This is a genomic window from Chryseobacterium sp. MIQD13 (genome assembly GCF_050496705.1).
Taxonomy (GTDB): domain Bacteria; phylum Bacteroidota; class Bacteroidia; order Flavobacteriales; family Weeksellaceae; genus Chryseobacterium.
Window position 1 is genome coordinate 160,481 of the sequence record NZ_JBNWAF010000001.1, and the last position, 15,215, is coordinate 175,695.

The 15,215-nt window shown below is 35.1% G+C and carries 18 protein-coding genes; 10 read left to right on the forward strand and 8 right to left on the reverse strand.

The window, feature by feature from the left end:
- Nucleotides 1–116 precede the first annotated feature (116 nt).
- The 4 genes from ACQWU4_RS00755 to ACQWU4_RS00770 all read right to left on the reverse strand — a co-directional run bounded on the left by ACQWU4_RS00755 (nt 117) and on the right by ACQWU4_RS00770 (nt 1,838).
- Entirely contained in the window at nt 117–677 is a 561-nt protein-coding gene (locus ACQWU4_RS00755; RefSeq protein WP_429933861.1) for a helix-turn-helix domain-containing protein, read from the reverse strand.
- Nucleotides 674–1,066, reverse strand: coding sequence for an acyl-CoA thioesterase (locus tag ACQWU4_RS00760; RefSeq protein ID WP_429933862.1), 393 nt, complete (start codon nt 1,064–1,066; stop codon nt 674–676). Before ACQWU4_RS00760 ends, ACQWU4_RS00755 begins: the two co-directional genes overlap by 4 nt.
- Before the next feature lie 95 nt (nt 1,067–1,161).
- The gene (locus ACQWU4_RS00765) at nt 1,162–1,572 is read right to left on the reverse strand and encodes a DUF6157 family protein (RefSeq protein WP_429933863.1); all 411 of its coding nucleotides are present in this window, start codon (nt 1,570–1,572) and stop codon (nt 1,162–1,164) included.
- A 62-nt stretch (nt 1,573–1,634) separates the two neighbouring features.
- Nucleotides 1,635–1,838 carry a helix-turn-helix domain-containing protein gene (locus ACQWU4_RS00770; protein WP_429933864.1) on the reverse strand — a complete coding sequence of 68 codons (204 nt, stop codon included), beginning with the start codon at nt 1,836–1,838 and terminating at the stop codon, nt 1,635–1,637.
- Nucleotides 1,839–2,137: 299 nt separating this feature from the next.
- Between ACQWU4_RS00770 and ACQWU4_RS00775 the strand changes: the two genes are divergently transcribed.
- Nucleotides 2,138–2,500: an RNA recognition motif domain-containing protein gene (locus tag ACQWU4_RS00775; protein ID WP_040999136.1), complete on the forward strand. Its 363-nt coding sequence runs from the start codon at nt 2,138–2,140 to the stop codon at nt 2,498–2,500.
- 153 nt (nt 2,501–2,653) lie between these two features.
- Here the strand turns inward: ACQWU4_RS00775 and ACQWU4_RS00780 are convergent, their stop codons facing one another.
- Genes ACQWU4_RS00780 through ACQWU4_RS00790 form a run of 3 tightly spaced genes read right to left on the reverse strand, consistent with a single transcriptional unit; the run spans nt 2,654 to nt 5,554 of the window.
- Nucleotides 2,654–4,444 (reverse strand): DUF4153 domain-containing protein, encoded by a 1,791-nt coding sequence (locus ACQWU4_RS00780; RefSeq protein WP_429933865.1) that lies wholly within the window; start codon nt 4,442–4,444, stop codon nt 2,654–2,656.
- 18 nt (nt 4,445–4,462) lie between these two features.
- Entirely contained in the window at nt 4,463–4,942 is a 480-nt protein-coding gene (locus ACQWU4_RS00785) for a BlaI/MecI/CopY family transcriptional regulator (RefSeq protein WP_429933866.1), read from the reverse strand.
- Nucleotides 4,943–4,951: 9 nt separating this feature from the next.
- On the reverse strand, nt 4,952–5,554 hold the full coding sequence (locus ACQWU4_RS00790) for a phosphatase PAP2 family protein (RefSeq protein WP_429933867.1): 603 nt from the start codon (nt 5,552–5,554) through the stop codon (nt 4,952–4,954).
- Nucleotides 5,555–5,678: 124 nt separating this feature from the next.
- Here ACQWU4_RS00790 and pdhA point away from each other — a divergent pair, with 124 nt between their 5' ends.
- Both pdhA and ACQWU4_RS00800 read left to right on the forward strand, forming a co-directional pair.
- Complete coding sequence (gene pdhA, locus ACQWU4_RS00795) at nt 5,679–6,680, forward strand: pyruvate dehydrogenase (acetyl-transferring) E1 component subunit alpha (RefSeq protein ID WP_429933868.1); 1,002 nt, start codon at nt 5,679–5,681, stop codon at nt 6,678–6,680.
- Between the two features lie 88 nt (nt 6,681–6,768).
- Entirely contained in the window at nt 6,769–8,385 is a 1,617-nt protein-coding gene (locus ACQWU4_RS00800; RefSeq protein WP_429933869.1) for a 2-oxo acid dehydrogenase subunit E2, read from the forward strand.
- 136 nt (nt 8,386–8,521) lie between these two features.
- On the opposite strand, the gene ACQWU4_RS00805 is transcribed toward ACQWU4_RS00800, so the two are convergent.
- On the reverse strand, nt 8,522–8,905 hold the full coding sequence (locus ACQWU4_RS00805) for a helix-turn-helix transcriptional regulator (RefSeq protein WP_429933870.1): 384 nt from the start codon (nt 8,903–8,905) through the stop codon (nt 8,522–8,524).
- Between the two features lie 145 nt (nt 8,906–9,050).
- Here ACQWU4_RS00805 and ACQWU4_RS00810 point away from each other — a divergent pair, with 145 nt between their 5' ends.
- The 7 genes from ACQWU4_RS00810 (at nt 9,051) to ACQWU4_RS00840 (ending at nt 15,160) form a co-directional block, all read left to right on the forward strand.
- Complete coding sequence (locus ACQWU4_RS00810) at nt 9,051–10,499, forward strand: hypothetical protein (RefSeq protein WP_429933871.1); 1,449 nt, start codon at nt 9,051–9,053, stop codon at nt 10,497–10,499.
- A 22-nt stretch (nt 10,500–10,521) separates the two neighbouring features.
- Nucleotides 10,522–11,082 (forward strand): DUF6705 family protein, encoded by a 561-nt coding sequence (locus tag ACQWU4_RS00815; protein WP_429933872.1) that lies wholly within the window; start codon nt 10,522–10,524, stop codon nt 11,080–11,082.
- 171 nt (nt 11,083–11,253) lie between these two features.
- Nucleotides 11,254–11,922 carry an ABC transporter ATP-binding protein gene (locus ACQWU4_RS00820; protein ID WP_429933873.1) on the forward strand — a complete coding sequence of 223 codons (669 nt, stop codon included), beginning with the start codon at nt 11,254–11,256 and terminating at the stop codon, nt 11,920–11,922.
- Between the two features lie 14 nt (nt 11,923–11,936).
- Nucleotides 11,937–12,515 carry a murein L,D-transpeptidase catalytic domain-containing protein gene (locus ACQWU4_RS00825; protein ID WP_429933874.1) on the forward strand — a complete coding sequence of 193 codons (579 nt, stop codon included), beginning with the start codon at nt 11,937–11,939 and terminating at the stop codon, nt 12,513–12,515.
- A 35-nt stretch (nt 12,516–12,550) separates the two neighbouring features.
- Nucleotides 12,551–13,228 (forward strand): RadC family protein, encoded by a 678-nt coding sequence (radC, locus tag ACQWU4_RS00830; protein WP_429933875.1) that lies wholly within the window; start codon nt 12,551–12,553, stop codon nt 13,226–13,228.
- A complete protein-coding gene (locus tag ACQWU4_RS00835) occupies nt 13,225–14,136 on the forward strand; it encodes a hypothetical protein (RefSeq protein ID WP_429933876.1) in 912 nt (303 codons plus the stop codon). Before radC ends, ACQWU4_RS00835 begins: the two co-directional genes overlap by 4 nt.
- Nucleotides 14,137–14,227: 91 nt before the next feature.
- Nucleotides 14,228–15,160, forward strand: coding sequence for a phytanoyl-CoA dioxygenase family protein (locus ACQWU4_RS00840; protein ID WP_429933877.1), 933 nt, complete (start codon nt 14,228–14,230; stop codon nt 15,158–15,160).
- Nucleotides 15,161–15,215: the final 55 nt, after the last annotated feature.

The following is a 15,215-nucleotide window of genomic DNA, read 5'->3' on the forward strand; positions in this document are numbered from 1 at the left end:
GTGGGCGGAGAAGTGTTTTGATAATTATATAGGTGTTTTTAATATTTTTTTCAAATAAAGTGACCGAGCACTTTTATACTCAAAACACTCTAATACTCTAGTACTCTCAAACCCAATTAAAGACTATCCAGGGTTTTTCTTTGATGATCTTTCAGTTTCTTGAATTCTGTAGGAGTAAATCCTGTAATATTACGGAATTGGGAAGAAAGATGCTGAACACTTTTATAGCCTAACTTTCCTGCAATTTCTGTAAGAGTGAATTCGTTATAGAGAAGCAGTTCTTTTACTTTTTCAATTTTGTGAAGAATGTAAAATTGCTCGAGGGTAATATTTTCGTTCTGGGAAAAGGTTTTGGAAAGAGAGCTGTAGTCTTTGTGTATTTTTGAGCTTAAAAATTCAGAAAGAAGAAAGTCTTCATCAATATCCAGCTCGCTGATCTTGATGATAATGATATTTTTGATCTTATCGACAAGCTGATGAGCTGAATCCTTAATTCTTTCAAAACCTGTATCCAGCAGTTTTTTTTCTATACCCTGCATTGTATCTGCTGAAATATCAGTTCCGGTTTCAACTTCTCCCAATGTAACAGATTTTACCGTTACTTCAGCCTCACTGAAGATTTTTTCCACTGCGGAAATACAGCGGTTGCATACCATGTTTTTGATGAAAATTTTCATGGTTGGTTCAGTCTGTCTTTTACAAATTCGATATGGGTTTTTCCGTGTGGTGCAGGATTTCCTTCACTGTCCAGGTTTACCATTACAATTTTGTCTACCGTAATGATGGTCTGGTGGGTCATTTTATTCCTTACATCACATTTTAAGGTAACGGATGAAGATCCGAAGTGGGTGGCTTCAATCCCGATTTCTATAATATCTCCCTGTTTTGCAGAACTTACAAAGTTAATCTCCGAAATAAATTTTGTAACTACTTTAGTATTTTCCAACTGAATGATTGCGTAAAGTGCTGCTTCTTCATCAATCCACTGTAAAAGTCTTCCTCCGAAAAGAGAGTGGTTGGGATTAAGATCTTCGGGCTTTACCCATTTTCTGGTATGATAGTTCATGTTTTAATGATTTGCCTGACAAATTTAGTGTTTAAAACTGGGTTTATCAAGGAAACAGCATTTACTGATCCTAAGAAAATGATTCATTTTCTCAATCATATTTTCTTGGATCGCATAGCTTTTACTTTTTTTACAGAATTATCGTTTAAGAAATTTTGGTATTCTTTACCTTCAACAGGAAATATAGCGACTTTTCCATCTTCATTGTGATGAATTCCAAATCCATAGCGTTTGGCTAAAGGGGATGATCTGAGGCAAGCTTGTCCTTTGGAGAAAAACTGTATTCTTGCCTGCTGTTTTTCACTTTCCGGAATATCATTTTTTAAAGCGTAACATTCGAATATAATATCGTCAGAAGTATACTGGTAAGGACTTTTTATAATCTGCTCATATTGAAATTCAGCCAGAGTTTTTATTTTCTTTTCAGGTGGTGTTTCAGCCTGGGAGACAGGGCAGTCCCCGGCGACTTCAATAAAGGTGTTGATATAATTTGTGGTATGTTCCATGGTTATACTATTCAATAAGTTTAAATAAATATAGCAAAATAAACTTTCTCTTTAAATTCAGATTATTCCCTGAATTCCAAAATATCACCCGGCTGGCAGTCCAGTGCTTTGCAAATGGCTTCAAGCGTGCTGAAACGGATGGCTTTAGCTTTTCCCGTTTTTAAATTGGATGCATTAGATAAAGTCAGATCTATTTTCTCTGAAAGCTCGTTCAATGACATTTTTCTTTTGGCCATCATCACATCAAGATTTATTACAATAGGCATAGTATTATATATGATTGATTCCTGTATTTTTTATAAAATATTTTTATTATGTTAAATAATTTTAACTTTTGGTAAATATCGATAAAATTTGATTAAAAAACAATGTTTATTTATTGTTAATCAATAAAAAACAATCTAAAATTCATTGTGATACAAGGGGTGTTTAAAAAAAAGCTTTGATTTAAATTTTTTAATTGTATCTTGCATACGTTTATATTTGGAATCAATATTTGTTCATTAATTTATGTTGTTTTTCTTTTATATACCAAATTTTTATTAATTTTTAATTTTTATTTAAAATGAACATTTTTGTTTCAAACATCAATTACGCAACTAAAGAGTATGAGTTGCACGATCTATTCGCAGAATTTGGTGATGTATCATCAGCTAAAATTGTTACAGACAGAGAAACTGGCCGTTCAAGAGGTTTCGGTTTTGTAGAAATGGGTGATGAAGAAGGAAAACAAGCTATTGAAGCTCTTAACCAGAAAGAATTTAACGGTAAAACTCTGAACGTATCTGAGGCTAAGCCAAGAGAAGAAAAGCCAAGAAGAAGCTTTGACAACAACAGAGGAGGCGGTTACGGAAACAACCGTGGTAACGGTGGTGGATACGGTGGTGGAAACAACCGTGGAGGTAACGGCGGCGGAAACCGTTGGTAAAAATATAAAGCGGCTTTTTAGCCGCTTTTTTTGTACATTATTTATCCCTTCCTGATTATAAAATTAGCTTTTGTTAATTTATTCAGGAAGGGATAATTATTTCTATATATAATAAGGTAGAGACAAATAAAATATAGCTGTTCTTAATGGATCTTATTTTTCTTTAATCAGCAGTACTGCATTATCGTAGAATATATTCTTTTCTTTACTGTCAGAAGCTCCGTCTCTTGAAATACTTTGGAAAACTATTTTAATATGATACTTTCCAAGGTCACTTTCCATAGCGATTTCTTTCATTTTTACGGTTCCTGTTTTGGAGATATTGTTTTCGAACAGTTTATTCATTGCCGGACCGAAATCCACCGTTTCTTTTGAATTAAGGATTACCCTTATCGTCCTTGCATTATTGGTTCTTGTTTGGTTATCAATCTGGAAGGTATCTCCATTAATTTCCCTTGATTCCTGATCGTAATTATTAAAACCAATCAAATACTGATATCCTTGAATGTGAGTTACCTTTGTTTCAGATTCCAGGACAAGTCTTTCAAATTTTGAGGCTTCCAGCGTCTTATTTACATGGGGAAACGCATTCCTTAAAGTGCTGCCGATCGCCCAGGAATAAGGCTGTTCAAAATCTCCTGCCAGAAGATCGTGTGTTTTGCCGGAAACAAGGTCCAGTAAGAAATCCTTTTGTTTTCTTTCCGCCAGAAACTGAAATTTATTGGCAATTTCGTCTACAAGCGTATCAGAAACCTTCTTCTGAAAATCTATTTTATTATTCACCAGAAGCTTATTCTCTTCCAGAAGTGTTACCAGCTGATTTTTCTGACTTCTTTTGGCAACGCTGAATGCATTTAAATAAGGAAAGATCAGTGAAAACAGACCAAATACAAATAAACTTACAGGAATGAATTTTATACTTGCTTTCCTATTAAATACAAAATAAACAACCACACTCAGCAGCCATAAAGCCAATAACAATACGAAGTATCTTGGTTCTGTATAACCGTATTCCAGGATTCTTGTAAATATGGCTGTAAATAATAAAACAAGCAAAGGAATTATAGTGTAATAAAACAGCTGTGAAAATACTTTAACCCATGATTTTGCTTTTTCTTCTTTAAGAGGATAAACAAGCAGTAAAGCAAGAATGCCAATAACACTGTAAGCCAGAACCAAATAAGAAACCCATCCTCTCGGAAGCTCCCAGTTAATTATTATTTTAAATGAATAAAGGTAAAGAATGATCAAATAAATAAAGAGCAGTGGAATCAGGACAAACTGAGTGAAGAATTTTAAAATTACAGGATAGGTTCCGTCTTTTTCGAGATAGCTCAGACCTGTTTCGTTAAACAGCAGGAAAATAAAGCAGCTTCCGAAAATAGCGAGGACATAGAATGTATCTATGTACAGATTATCATGGAAATTAAAATCGAATAGTTTATCAACTGCCAGAATCGCCAGTTCCACACCTCCGGTCAGTACACCAGTGAAAACGGCTGTCAGAAAGATATTGACAAAAAGATTTTTATTGTATTGCCAGAAATTGAGTTCTTTATTTTTTTCTAAAAATGCGGCAAAAGAAACCAGTAAATGGGAAAGTAAAAACGTAATGGCAATGATGAAGCCATACACTTCAGTAAAATCCCTCTGTTTTTGTGGCAGAACGAAAAAAAATCCTATAAGGAAAGCTGTTCCCAAAACTTCCAGTAATAATCTTTTCCCAATTCTCTGGGACAGAATCTTTAAAGCGAACATTAAAGAAATTCCTAGACAGCAGCAAGCCGTAAATTTTGAATATGTTAATAATAATTCCCGGTTATATCTGGTATTCACGATACAAATGGCACCGATAGAAGAGAGCAGGCCCATTAACAGAACCATTGGATAACGCATGATGACATCCTGCGCTTTTCCCGTTATTTCCTGGAATTTTGCTTTCATGACCTGTGTATTTTGTGCTTAATCTTTTTTCTTTTTTTTCTTCTTGTCTTTGTCTTTTGCTTTAGCCTTCTTCACTTTTTTAGGATTTAAAATCTCTTCCGCATATTCAAACTTCGGTTCTTCAATTTTGGCAGGAACAATTTCGATTTTAAGGTCGAAATAATTTTTCAGATCGTCCTGGGATATCAATTTTTCATTAAATAAAAATTCCAGCATATCCTTTCCTGAGTCATTGAAAAAATTATGAGCCAGCTCTTTCAGTATGAATTTCCTGTATTCCTCCATAGGAACCACTACGGTATACTTGAAGATCCTTCCTTCTTTCTGAGTCGTGATATATCCTTTTTCCACCAGTATTTTCAGATAGGTGGAAACAGTATTCTGGTGCGGCTTCGGTTCAGGATGCTGCTCCATAATATCTTTAAGATAAAAGGATTCAAGCTTCCAAAACAGCTTCATAAAATTCTCCTCAGCACCGGTAAGATGATTTATTTTCATAGAATGTTCTTAATGTTGAAATTGTATATTGCAATAAAGATAGATAAAAGATACCACAAATGCTATTCCGGCACCCATAAATACTTCCTTTACCGTATGTCTTTTTAAAATGATCCTTGTAATTCCCACTAAAGCGGCAATTCCCAACCACATCAGTCCGGCCTTCCAGTCCAGTGTGAAAAATAATGCTGCAACAAATACATTAAAGGCTGTATGCATCGAGCTTTTAATATAAAAATTACTGATTTGCATGGTGAAAATCAGGACCAGGATAAAAAGCATCACAAGATCAATATACCCGTTCCTGAAATAGTTGAAAATAAGATAAGCCACTACACAGGCCGCAATAAAGATATAAAGCGTTTTCCTCTGAACCCGGTCCGAAACATCCATATTCGTATACCTTCCGGTCTTTACATTCCATATCAGCCAGATGACTACCGGAACAATGATCATTAGTAATATAGGAGCAAAATACAGAAGAGATTCTTTCAGTGAGTATTCTTTTACACTCATATAAATAAAGAAGATCAGCAAAGAAACAAGCGGATTAAAAAAATCCGAAATAACTTTTGAAATTTTATGTAGCAGTGAAGCCTGTTTTCCTTCCATGTTTAAGTTTAAAATTCAAATATAACACTATAAGCAAAAAAACAATTAGTATGTATACGATAAAAACAAAGTTTTTTTTATAATTTTGCTCAAATATTCATCATAAAAAAGCAAGAGCTAGCACATGAAAGAATTTTCTAAAGAGATATACCTTAAGTGGTATGAAGATATGACTATGTGGAGAAGGTTTGAAGACAAATGCCGTTCTCTTTATCTAAAACAAAAGATCAGAGGTTTTTTACATTTGTATAACGGTCAGGAGGCTATTCCTGCCGGCTTCACGCATGCAATGGACTTAACGAAAGACAGTATGATTACTGCTTACAGATGCCACATCCATCCAATGGCGATGGGAGTAGATCCTAAGAGAATCATGGCTGAGCTTTGCGGTAAAGCTACCGGAACGTCCGGAGGTATGGGTGGTTCTATGCACATTTTCAGTAAAGAGCACCGTTTCTATGGCGGTCACGGTATCGTAGGAGGACAGATTCCTTTGGGAGCCGGAATTGCTTTTGCAGATAAATATTTTGACAGAAAAGCTGTAAACATCTGTTTCTTCGGAGACGGGGCAGCAAGACAGGGATCGCTTCACGAAACATTCAATATGGCGATGAACTGGAAACTTCCTGTAGTATTTGTGGTGGAAAACAACCAGTATGCAATGGGAACTTCCGTAAAAAGAACTGCCAACCATGAAGACATCTATAAATTAGGTTTAGGATACGAAATGCCTTGCCTTGCAGTAGATGCAATGGATCCTGAAAAAGTGGCCGAAGCAGCTTACGAGGCAATTGAAAGAGCAAGAAGAGGAGACGGACCTACCTTCATTGAAGCAAGAACTTACCGTTACAGAGGACATTCTATGTCTGATGCCGAGCCTTACAGAAGCAAGGAGGAAGTAGCTATGCATAAAAATGATGACCCTATGGAGCTGGTAAAGCATAGAATCCTGGAAAACGGATGGGCTACTGAAGCAGAACTGGACGCTATCGACAATAAATCAAGAGAGTTCGTAGAAGAATGTATTGAGTTTATGGAAAATTCTCCATATCCGGATCCGGAGAAAATCTACGAATATGTTTATGCTCAGGATAATTATCCGTTCTTAGATCAATTAGAAAACTAAAATAATTTGCTGATCTTATGATAGATGATGTGAAAATTCACTGTTTCTATCCTTATATCATCATATTAAAAAAATAACACAATAAATTATGGCAGAAGTAATTACGATGCCCCGCCTTTCGGATACAATGACGGAAGGTAAAGTGGCAAAATGGCATAAAAAAGTAGGAGATACAGTAAAAGAAGGAGATATTTTAGCCGAAATTGAAACAGATAAAGCTGTTCAGGATTTCGAATCTGAAATAAACGGAACTCTTTTATATATTGGTGTGGAAGAAGGCGCTGCTGCTGCCGTAGATTCTGTTTTAGCGATTATTGGAAACGAGGGAGAAGATATTTCAGGATTAACGGGCGGAGCTGCTGCTCCCGCTGCAGGAGGTTCTGAAGAGAAAAAGGCTGAAGAAGAATCCAAAACAGAAAACAACGCTACAAGTGTTGAGCAGACTACTGCAGAAGTCCCTGCAGGTGTAGAAATTATTACAATGCCAAGACTTTCCGATACCATGACGGAAGGGAAAGTGGCAAAATGGCATAAAAACGTAGGCGATACAGTAAAAGAAGGAGATCTTCTTGCTGAAATCGAAACAGATAAAGCAGTTCAGGATTTTGAATCTGAATTCAACGGAGTATTATTGAAGCAGGGTGTAGAAGAAGGCGGTGCTGCTCCGGTAGATTCAGTATTGGCAATTATAGGTCCGGAAGGAACAGATGTTTCTGCTGTAGGTGCTCCAAAAGCAGCTCCACAGGCTTCTGAAAAACCGGCTGAACAGAAAACTGAAACCAAAACAGAAGAAAAAGCAGCTCCCGCAGCAAGTTCTTCATCATCTGACAGGGTGGCAATTTCTCCATTGGCTAAAAAAATGGCTCAGGATAAAGGTGTTGACATCAACAGTGTGCACGGTTCAGGAGAAAACGGAAGAATCGTTAAAAAAGATATTGAAAATTATCAGCCTTCTCAAGTTGCACAGGCTCAGCCAGCTGCTTCTGCTCCTGCAGCAGCACAAGTTGCATTGAGCTTTGTACAGGGTGAAGATACAGAAACTCCAAACTCTCAGGTAAGAAATATTATTGCAAAACGTCTTGCTGAAAGTAAATTCTCTGCTCCTCACTATTATCTTATGGTGGAGATCAATATGGATAAAGCAATCGAGGCCAGAAAAGAAATCAATTCTTTACCTGATACGAAAATCTCTTTCAATGATATGATCATTAAGGCAACTGCTATAGCTTTAAGAAAACACCCTCAGGTGAATTCAAGCTGGGCAGGAGACAAGATCATCCACAGAGGAAACATCAATATTGGTGTAGCGGTAGCTATTCCTGACGGATTAGTGGTTCCTGTACTTAAAAATACAGACCAGATGAACTACACGCAGATCTCTGCAGCGGTAAAAGATATGGCTTCGAGAGCTAAGAGCAAAGGGCTTAAGGCAAATGAAATGGAAGGTTCTACATTTTCAATCTCTAACCTGGGTATGTTCGGAATTGAAACCTTTACTAGTATCATCAACCAGCCGAACTCTGCAATCCTTTCAGTAGGAGCGATCATTGAAAAACCGATTGTAAAAGACGGTCAGATTGTAGTAGGAAACATTATGAAGCTTTCATTGGCATGTGACCACAGAGTGGTAGACGGTGCTACTGGAGCTCAGTTTTTACAGACATTAAAAACATATCTGGAAAGTCCTTTAACTTTGTTACTGTAATTTTCTAGTGTGAAATATATAAAACGCTTCTCATTGAGAAGCGTTTTTTTGTGAATTCGCGTTACTTGTTGATTTCTTAACTTCCCAATTGATTATTCACTATTTTTTAGAGAAAGTTAGATAGTGAAGTAGAATATTATTTGTTGGCTTCTGCCTTATTTTTCCAAAATTCTACTTGGTCTTTCAGTTCTTTGATGCGTTCTTCGTACTGCTCAATAAGCTTTTCTGGAGTATTATAATTATTAGTTTGATTTTGAATCATATTGTTACTTGAATTTTCATTCGCAGTATTTTCTCTATTTATTTGTGTATATCCTTCTTCCGGTTTCAGAATGTCTTCCATAGTAACATCCAGTGAGGTGCAGATATTTTCAATATGATTCACCCATGAATTGGTTTCTCCGTTTTCTATTCTCTGATAAGTTGAGCGTGAAATATGAAGCTTTTCTGCTAGCTCTTCCTGAGAGATTCCTTTTTCTTCCCTGTACTTTCTTATTCTTTTCCCGATGGTTGCGTTCATAGCTAAATAATTTGATGAACAAATATAATTTTTTTCCAAATATAATGATGCATCAGAAACAGGGCATTGTTATTTTATTTTTTTTCACATCTTTGAGATGTAGAAAAAAATATTATATTTAACAAGTTAAAAACACACACAATCTATGAGAAAAAAAATTACTCTCAGGCTGTTCATACTGACAGCCTTTCTTGCCGTAGTCTGGTCCTGCCAACAGGAGCTCATGCAGGCTGGACAGGAATATGATGCACAACTTCAAAAAAATACCGTGGAATGGCTGTCTCGTTTGCAATTAGAGAAAAATCATCCTAAGGTATTAGATAAAATTAACCAGATATCTCCGAACAATGCTTCTGAAAGTAAGGGAATCTATACTGATGCAGAAAATGGATTTTCTATAGATACTGAGGAGGCATACTTTGTAAAGGATGCCAATGGTATAGTAACCTATACTTTTAAAATAGAAAGAGATTCCGAAAAAGATGAAAGTGTTCTGGAAAACCTGATCCTGAAAGATATAGGAGAAGGCAATTTTTTTGCCTACTTCATTACATATGATGCGGCTGCCCTTAGTAACAGCAGGGAAAAGCCTCTTTCTCCTGAAGAACTTTCCCACCATATTTCTTTGTATACGGTTGGAAAAAAAACTTCTGCTGAAATTTTCGGGAAGCTGAATTCCTGTCCTGTAACTTTTTATCCTGTAGGAACGTATGTATATGTTCCGGGGCATCAGTGTATAGAAGGTTTGCACGATTATGGAGAACCATGTGCCTATTTGGGAACTTCCAATGCTGCCACACAAGGTGGTTATGAGGTAGTATATAACATTACGGTACAGGAAACCCCGGGAAGTTGTGGTGGAACAGGTTCAAGTGGAGGTATGGGAACTACTCCTGTGTCTGGTAGTGGTGGAAATATTAATTTGCCAGAGCTTGATGATCCGTGTGTGAAAATAAAAAATAAATTTAATGATGCTAAATTTAAAGAAAAAGTTGCTGCTATTGATAAGCCGGAAGTTTTTGATTATGATCATGAAATGGGATATGCAGTAGGATATCCTCCTCCGAATACTGGAGTTACGGAAACACAGTATCAGCCTATGGAAAACGTGCTTGGCTCACATAATGTAACACTTCCTGCTGGCAATCAATATTTTGGATTTATTCATTCCCATAATAATGAGAGTGATGGTGGGCATCCTGTGAAAATATTTTCGCCTGCAGATTTGGCTACTTTCTTAACAAGTTGTGTTGCTAATGCTGATGTACATGGCGGTGTTACAGATGCTTATGCAATGGTAATAACTTCAGAAGGAAATTATATGCTTCAATTTACAGGATTATCATCTGGTTTTGGAGTTGGTCCAAATACTAAAAAATTTTGGCTATCTTGGTATGAAAGAGAAGTAATTGCAATCCAAAATGAAGATGGGACGATTGATCAAGGTAAAGTTGAAAAAATGTTTTTAAGGTTTTTAAAGGAGAAAGTCGCTATAGATGGAGTAGAGTTATATCAGGTTGAAAAAATAACTGGAAAAGCTACGAAATTAAGTTTGGATGCAAGTAATAATGTTATTCTATCCTCTTGTCCATAAATTTAAATTAAAGAAATAAAAAATGAGAAAATTATTTATACTACTAATATCGCACTTTGTTTTCTTGGGTTGTGCACAAGTATACCCACTAAATACAAATACAGATGTTCCAAATGACGCATACATAAAAGATGTGAATAATGAACTTATTCCTTATGAAGGAATTTGGAAAGGAACTTGGGATAATAAAACTTTTTTTCTTAGCTTAAATAGAGTGAAAAAGTATATGAATCATAAAGAAAATAATCCTTATTATAAAGATATACTAGCTGGAAGATTCAAAGTTTTAGATTCTTCCGGAAATATTTTATATGATAATACTAGTTTACCAGATCAAGATACTAAAATTGAAGGTGCTCGTTTCTTATCAATTCCATATAAAAGATATTCCTTATTTTACATAGATTCAGATATTTGTAATATCTCGGGAAATATTCTTATAAATTTTATTAATACTAGTAATACAGAATTAAATTGGAAGTTTATAGATACAACAGACATTATAGACTCTTCATGTCAATATTATAATGCAAATCCATTTCCACAGCCTTTGCCAAAAAATATTATACTAATAAAACAATAACAAAGGCCTTTTCGAATGATTTTGTTTTGAATCATAAAAATAATGAAAAATTTATTTTTAAAGACTTATATAAATGGATCAGAGAAATCCAATATTATTAAAAGCATAATAAAGTATAAACCGCTTCAAAAAGCGGTTTTTTATTTGCAAGTAAATCACTATTTTTGAATCATGATTAAAGCAAGTAATATCCATAAGTCTTATGGAAACTTAGAAGTACTGAAAGGGGTTGACATCCATATTAAAACGGGTGAAGTTGTTTCTATTGTAGGCGAATCCGGTGCCGGAAAATCTACTTTGCTTCAGATCTTGGGAACTTTGGATCATCCCACTAATTCCAATAAATATAATACGGAAATCAGCATTGCAGGAGAATCTTTCATTAATATGAATGATAAGCAGCTTTCGAAATTCAGAAATCAGAATATCGGTTTTGTATTTCAGTTTCATCAGCTTCTTCCTGAATTTACTGCTTTAGAAAATGTTCTGCTTCCGACAAAAATTGGAGGAGCCAATGAAAAAGAAGCTTTAGAAAAGGCATATGCTTTATTTGAAGACCTTAAAATAGAGCAGAGGCTGAACCATAAACCCAACCAGTTATCAGGAGGAGAGGCGCAAAGGGTAGCAGTAGCTAGAGCACTGATCAATTCCCCCAAAATTATTTTTGCGGATGAACCTACAGGAAACTTAGACTCAAAAAATGCAGATGATCTTCACAGGTTATTTTTTGATCTGAGAGATAAATATAACCAGACTTTTGTTATTGTAACCCATAACCCAAACCTTGCAGAAATTACAGATAGAAAACTGGTCATGAAAGACGGAATGATCATTGAATAAAAACACTTACCCTGATGAAAAAGATTATATTCCTGTTCCTTTTTATCATTTCCTGCTCAAAAGCTGAGTCGCAGGAAAATATCGCTTATGATATTCTTCCGGCAGCAAAGGTTTCAGAAATTAAAAGTTTTGTAAAAGGGAAAAATTATAATCAGGATATTGCTGTTTTTATTAACTTTAAGACCTATTCCGGGAAATACCGTTATTTTGTTTATGACTTGAAAAACAATAAAATATTACAAAAAGCTATTGTTTCTCATGGTTCAGGTTCAGTTATTAAGAACTCGGATGCTTTAAAATTTAGTAATACCGAAGGATCATACCAGTCTTCACTTGGAAAGTATGAGATTCTGAACAGCTATAGCGGAAAGTTTGGTAAGGCTTACAGATTAAATGGTCTCGATACCGGTAATAATAATGCATTGCAAAGGGCAATAGTCTTACATTCTTACGGATGTATTCCGGATCAGGAATCCCAAAATCCGGCGTGTTTAAGTCTGGGATGTCCGATGCTTTCTGCCAATGCATTTGCCCAAACCGCAAAATATCTTGACAAATCAAAGCAACCAGTGATCATGTATGCATTTTATTAAATTCTGAATTTCCCATTCAAAACTCAAACTCACAAATGACCATAAAACTCCTTGCTGAAGACGACAGACCCAGAGAAAAATTTTTACGGAAAGGAAAAAATTCCCTTTCCGATTCCGAACTTCTGGCAATTATTATGGGAAGTGGGAACAGAGATGAGAGTGCACTGGAGCTAGCCAGAAAGATACTGGCATCAGTAAATAACAATTGGCATCAATTGAGTCTTCTTTCCAATAAAGATCTTATGAAATTTAAAGGTATTGGCGAGGTAAAAGCTGTTTCAATTATTGCTGCATTGGAAATAGGAAAAAGAAGAATCATTCAGGAAATACCTGAAAAAGCAGAGATTTCAAACAGTGATGATGCTTATGCTATTCTTAAAAATCAACTATCAGATTTAAGAACGGAAGAATTCTGGGCTATATTTCTGAACCACAGCAATAAGGTAATTCATATCTCACAGCTGACCCAGGGAGGAATAAGCCAGTCGATTGTAGATATTAGAATTTTATTTAAAAATGCTTTGGATTATTTCTCAACAGGAATTATTATTGCCCACAACCATCCGTCTGGAAGCCTGAAGCCGAGTAAGGAAGATATCAGCATTACCCAGAAAATAAAAGAGGCAGGGAAAACCTTGAGCATACAGCTTTTAGACCATATTATTGTGACACATGACACATACTTTAGTTTCTCAGATGAAGGATTACTATGATTAGAAGATTGAAATATAACGAGATTGATTTTAAAAAATATACTGACTGTCTTGTAAAGTCAGAGCAAAGAAAGTATTCTGCATCAAAAAATTTCTTAGACATAACGACCAACAAGCAATGGGACATTTTAGTTCATAATGACTATGAAGCAGTAATGCCTGTTCCGTTTATCCTGAAAAAAGGTATTAAAGTGGTCCATAATCCGCTGATATGCCAGCAGCTTGGAATCTTTTCGGATAAAGATGATAAGAAGATCAATGAAAAATTCCTTCATTTTCTTCAGAAGAATTATTTGGTAAGAGCTTATCATTTTAATGAAACCAATAATTTTGATTCAAAATTAAAGACAAAAAAGAATTTTCTTTTATATCCTGATGAGTATGCTAAAGTTTTCGCCAAATATTCCCCGAAGAGAAAAAGAAAATTGCGGCTTGACGATGAAGTGATAGAAAACTCGGAACTGAAAGAGTTAAATTACAAAGAAGCTGAAGTTTTTATAAAAAATAATGTGATAGGGCTGGATAAGGAAGATGATGCGGAAACCCTGCTAAAAACCCTTGAGATGTTTCATTCATCAAAACATTTGAAGTTTCTGGCTTTTTATTATCACCATGAGATAACGAATATGATAGCCATTTACACAGATTATGATACCATTGCTCTGTTGGGAACTTTTAATGATAAAAAGTACATCAAAATGGCTGGTGCATCTACTCTTATTGATCATGTAATAAAAGAGAACATAGAAAATTATATTTTTGACTTTGAAGGAGGAAATCTTCCAAGTATTGAAGAATTCTTCAGAGGTTTCAGAGCTGTGCAGACAAATTATGCAGTCATAGAAAACTCAAAAAAAACATTGATCAAGAATTTTGCACAATTTGTAATGAGAGGTAAGTTTTCTTAAAATTAATATCATGTATATTTTATTATTTAGAATGAGTTTAAGTAAATAATATTCCGTACCTTTAAAAAGTATTTATCCTAATAATCCAGTCATGCTAAAGCAGATCCGCCATTATAAACTGCCCTATATTATTTATAATTTTTTTAATAAAAAGAAATTACAGCATAACATCCATTTGTATAAAAAACACGGTCTTAATAAAAGTTATTTTTCCAGTATTTCCAGTGCTGATTTTGCCCATCTTCCGGCTTCTGAAAGGGGAATAGATCAAAAAAAGCTTACTGATACTGAATTTTTCAAAGAATTAACTGCTGAAAATAAAGAAAGTGCCCTTCAGTATGATGAAAATGGATATATGATTTTAAGAAATTTCATTACTACAGATGCTGCTGACCAAATCAATAATGAAATTGAAAGACTGATGGAAAATGGCACCTTGAAATTTATTTACGGTGGAAAATTAATGTTTGCCATTCATCATTCTGAGATCATTAAAAATATTGGCAGTGATAAAAATTTAATGGACTTTCTCTCTGTACTTTTAGATGGTAAGGCTAAGCTTTTCCAGAGCATCAATTTTATTAACGGAAGCCAGCAGAAAACCCATTCCGACAGTATCCATATGACAACCTATCCGCTTGGAGGTCTGTTGGGAGTTTGGGTCGCGTTAGAAGATGTGGATGAAACCAATGGCGCTCTGCATTATATTCCCAAAAGTCATAAACTTCCTTATTTCCTGAATTCTGACTATGATAATGAAGGAGATGCATTAAGGATCGGTAAAAAAAGTTACCGGGCTTATGAAGAATTTTTAGAATCTAAGGTAAAGGAACTAGGCTTGAAAAAAGAAATTTTTAAAGCAAAAAAAGGAGATATGCTGATATGGCACGCAAATATCCTTCATGGGGGTGAACCTCATACAGATAAAAACAGGACAAGAAAAAGTCTGGTTTACCATTTCTTTGATGAAAACAGCATATGTTATCATGAAGTGACCCAAAGACCTGCTTTATTTGAATTATAATGTATTTCGGAGTTCCACAAAAAGAATAAATTATCTGAATCATAACGGCTGAAAG

Coding starts and splice junctions, on each gene's coding strand:
- ACQWU4_RS00755 (WP_429933861.1), bottom strand. CDS start 677: ATGAAAATTTTCATCAAAAACATGGTATGCAACCGCTGTATTTCCGCA.
- ACQWU4_RS00760 (WP_429933862.1), bottom strand. CDS start 1,066: ATGAACTATCATACCAGAAAATGGGTAAAGCCCGAAGATCTTAATCCC.
- ACQWU4_RS00765 (WP_429933863.1), bottom strand. CDS start 1,572: ATGGAACATACCACAAATTATATCAACACCTTTATTGAAGTCGCCGGG.
- ACQWU4_RS00770 (WP_429933864.1), bottom strand. CDS start 1,838: ATGCCTATTGTAATAAATCTTGATGTGATGATGGCCAAAAGAAAAATG.
- ACQWU4_RS00775 (WP_040999136.1), top strand. CDS start 2,138: ATGAACATTTTTGTTTCAAACATCAATTACGCAACTAAAGAGTATGAG.
- ACQWU4_RS00780 (WP_429933865.1), bottom strand. CDS start 4,444: ATGAAAGCAAAATTCCAGGAAATAACGGGAAAAGCGCAGGATGTCATC.
- ACQWU4_RS00785 (WP_429933866.1), bottom strand. CDS start 4,942: ATGAAAATAAATCATCTTACCGGTGCTGAGGAGAATTTTATGAAGCTG.
- ACQWU4_RS00790 (WP_429933867.1), bottom strand. CDS start 5,554: ATGGAAGGAAAACAGGCTTCACTGCTACATAAAATTTCAAAAGTTATT.
- pdhA (WP_429933868.1), top strand. CDS start 5,679: ATGAAAGAATTTTCTAAAGAGATATACCTTAAGTGGTATGAAGATATG.
- ACQWU4_RS00800 (WP_429933869.1), top strand. CDS start 6,769: ATGGCAGAAGTAATTACGATGCCCCGCCTTTCGGATACAATGACGGAA.
- ACQWU4_RS00805 (WP_429933870.1), bottom strand. CDS start 8,905: ATGAACGCAACCATCGGGAAAAGAATAAGAAAGTACAGGGAAGAAAAA.
- ACQWU4_RS00810 (WP_429933871.1), top strand. CDS start 9,051: ATGAGAAAAAAAATTACTCTCAGGCTGTTCATACTGACAGCCTTTCTT.
- ACQWU4_RS00815 (WP_429933872.1), top strand. CDS start 10,522: ATGAGAAAATTATTTATACTACTAATATCGCACTTTGTTTTCTTGGGT.
- ACQWU4_RS00820 (WP_429933873.1), top strand. CDS start 11,254: ATGATTAAAGCAAGTAATATCCATAAGTCTTATGGAAACTTAGAAGTA.
- ACQWU4_RS00825 (WP_429933874.1), top strand. CDS start 11,937: ATGAAAAAGATTATATTCCTGTTCCTTTTTATCATTTCCTGCTCAAAA.
- radC (WP_429933875.1), top strand. CDS start 12,551: ATGACCATAAAACTCCTTGCTGAAGACGACAGACCCAGAGAAAAATTT.
- ACQWU4_RS00835 (WP_429933876.1), top strand. CDS start 13,225: ATGATTAGAAGATTGAAATATAACGAGATTGATTTTAAAAAATATACT.
- ACQWU4_RS00840 (WP_429933877.1), top strand. CDS start 14,228: ATGCTAAAGCAGATCCGCCATTATAAACTGCCCTATATTATTTATAAT.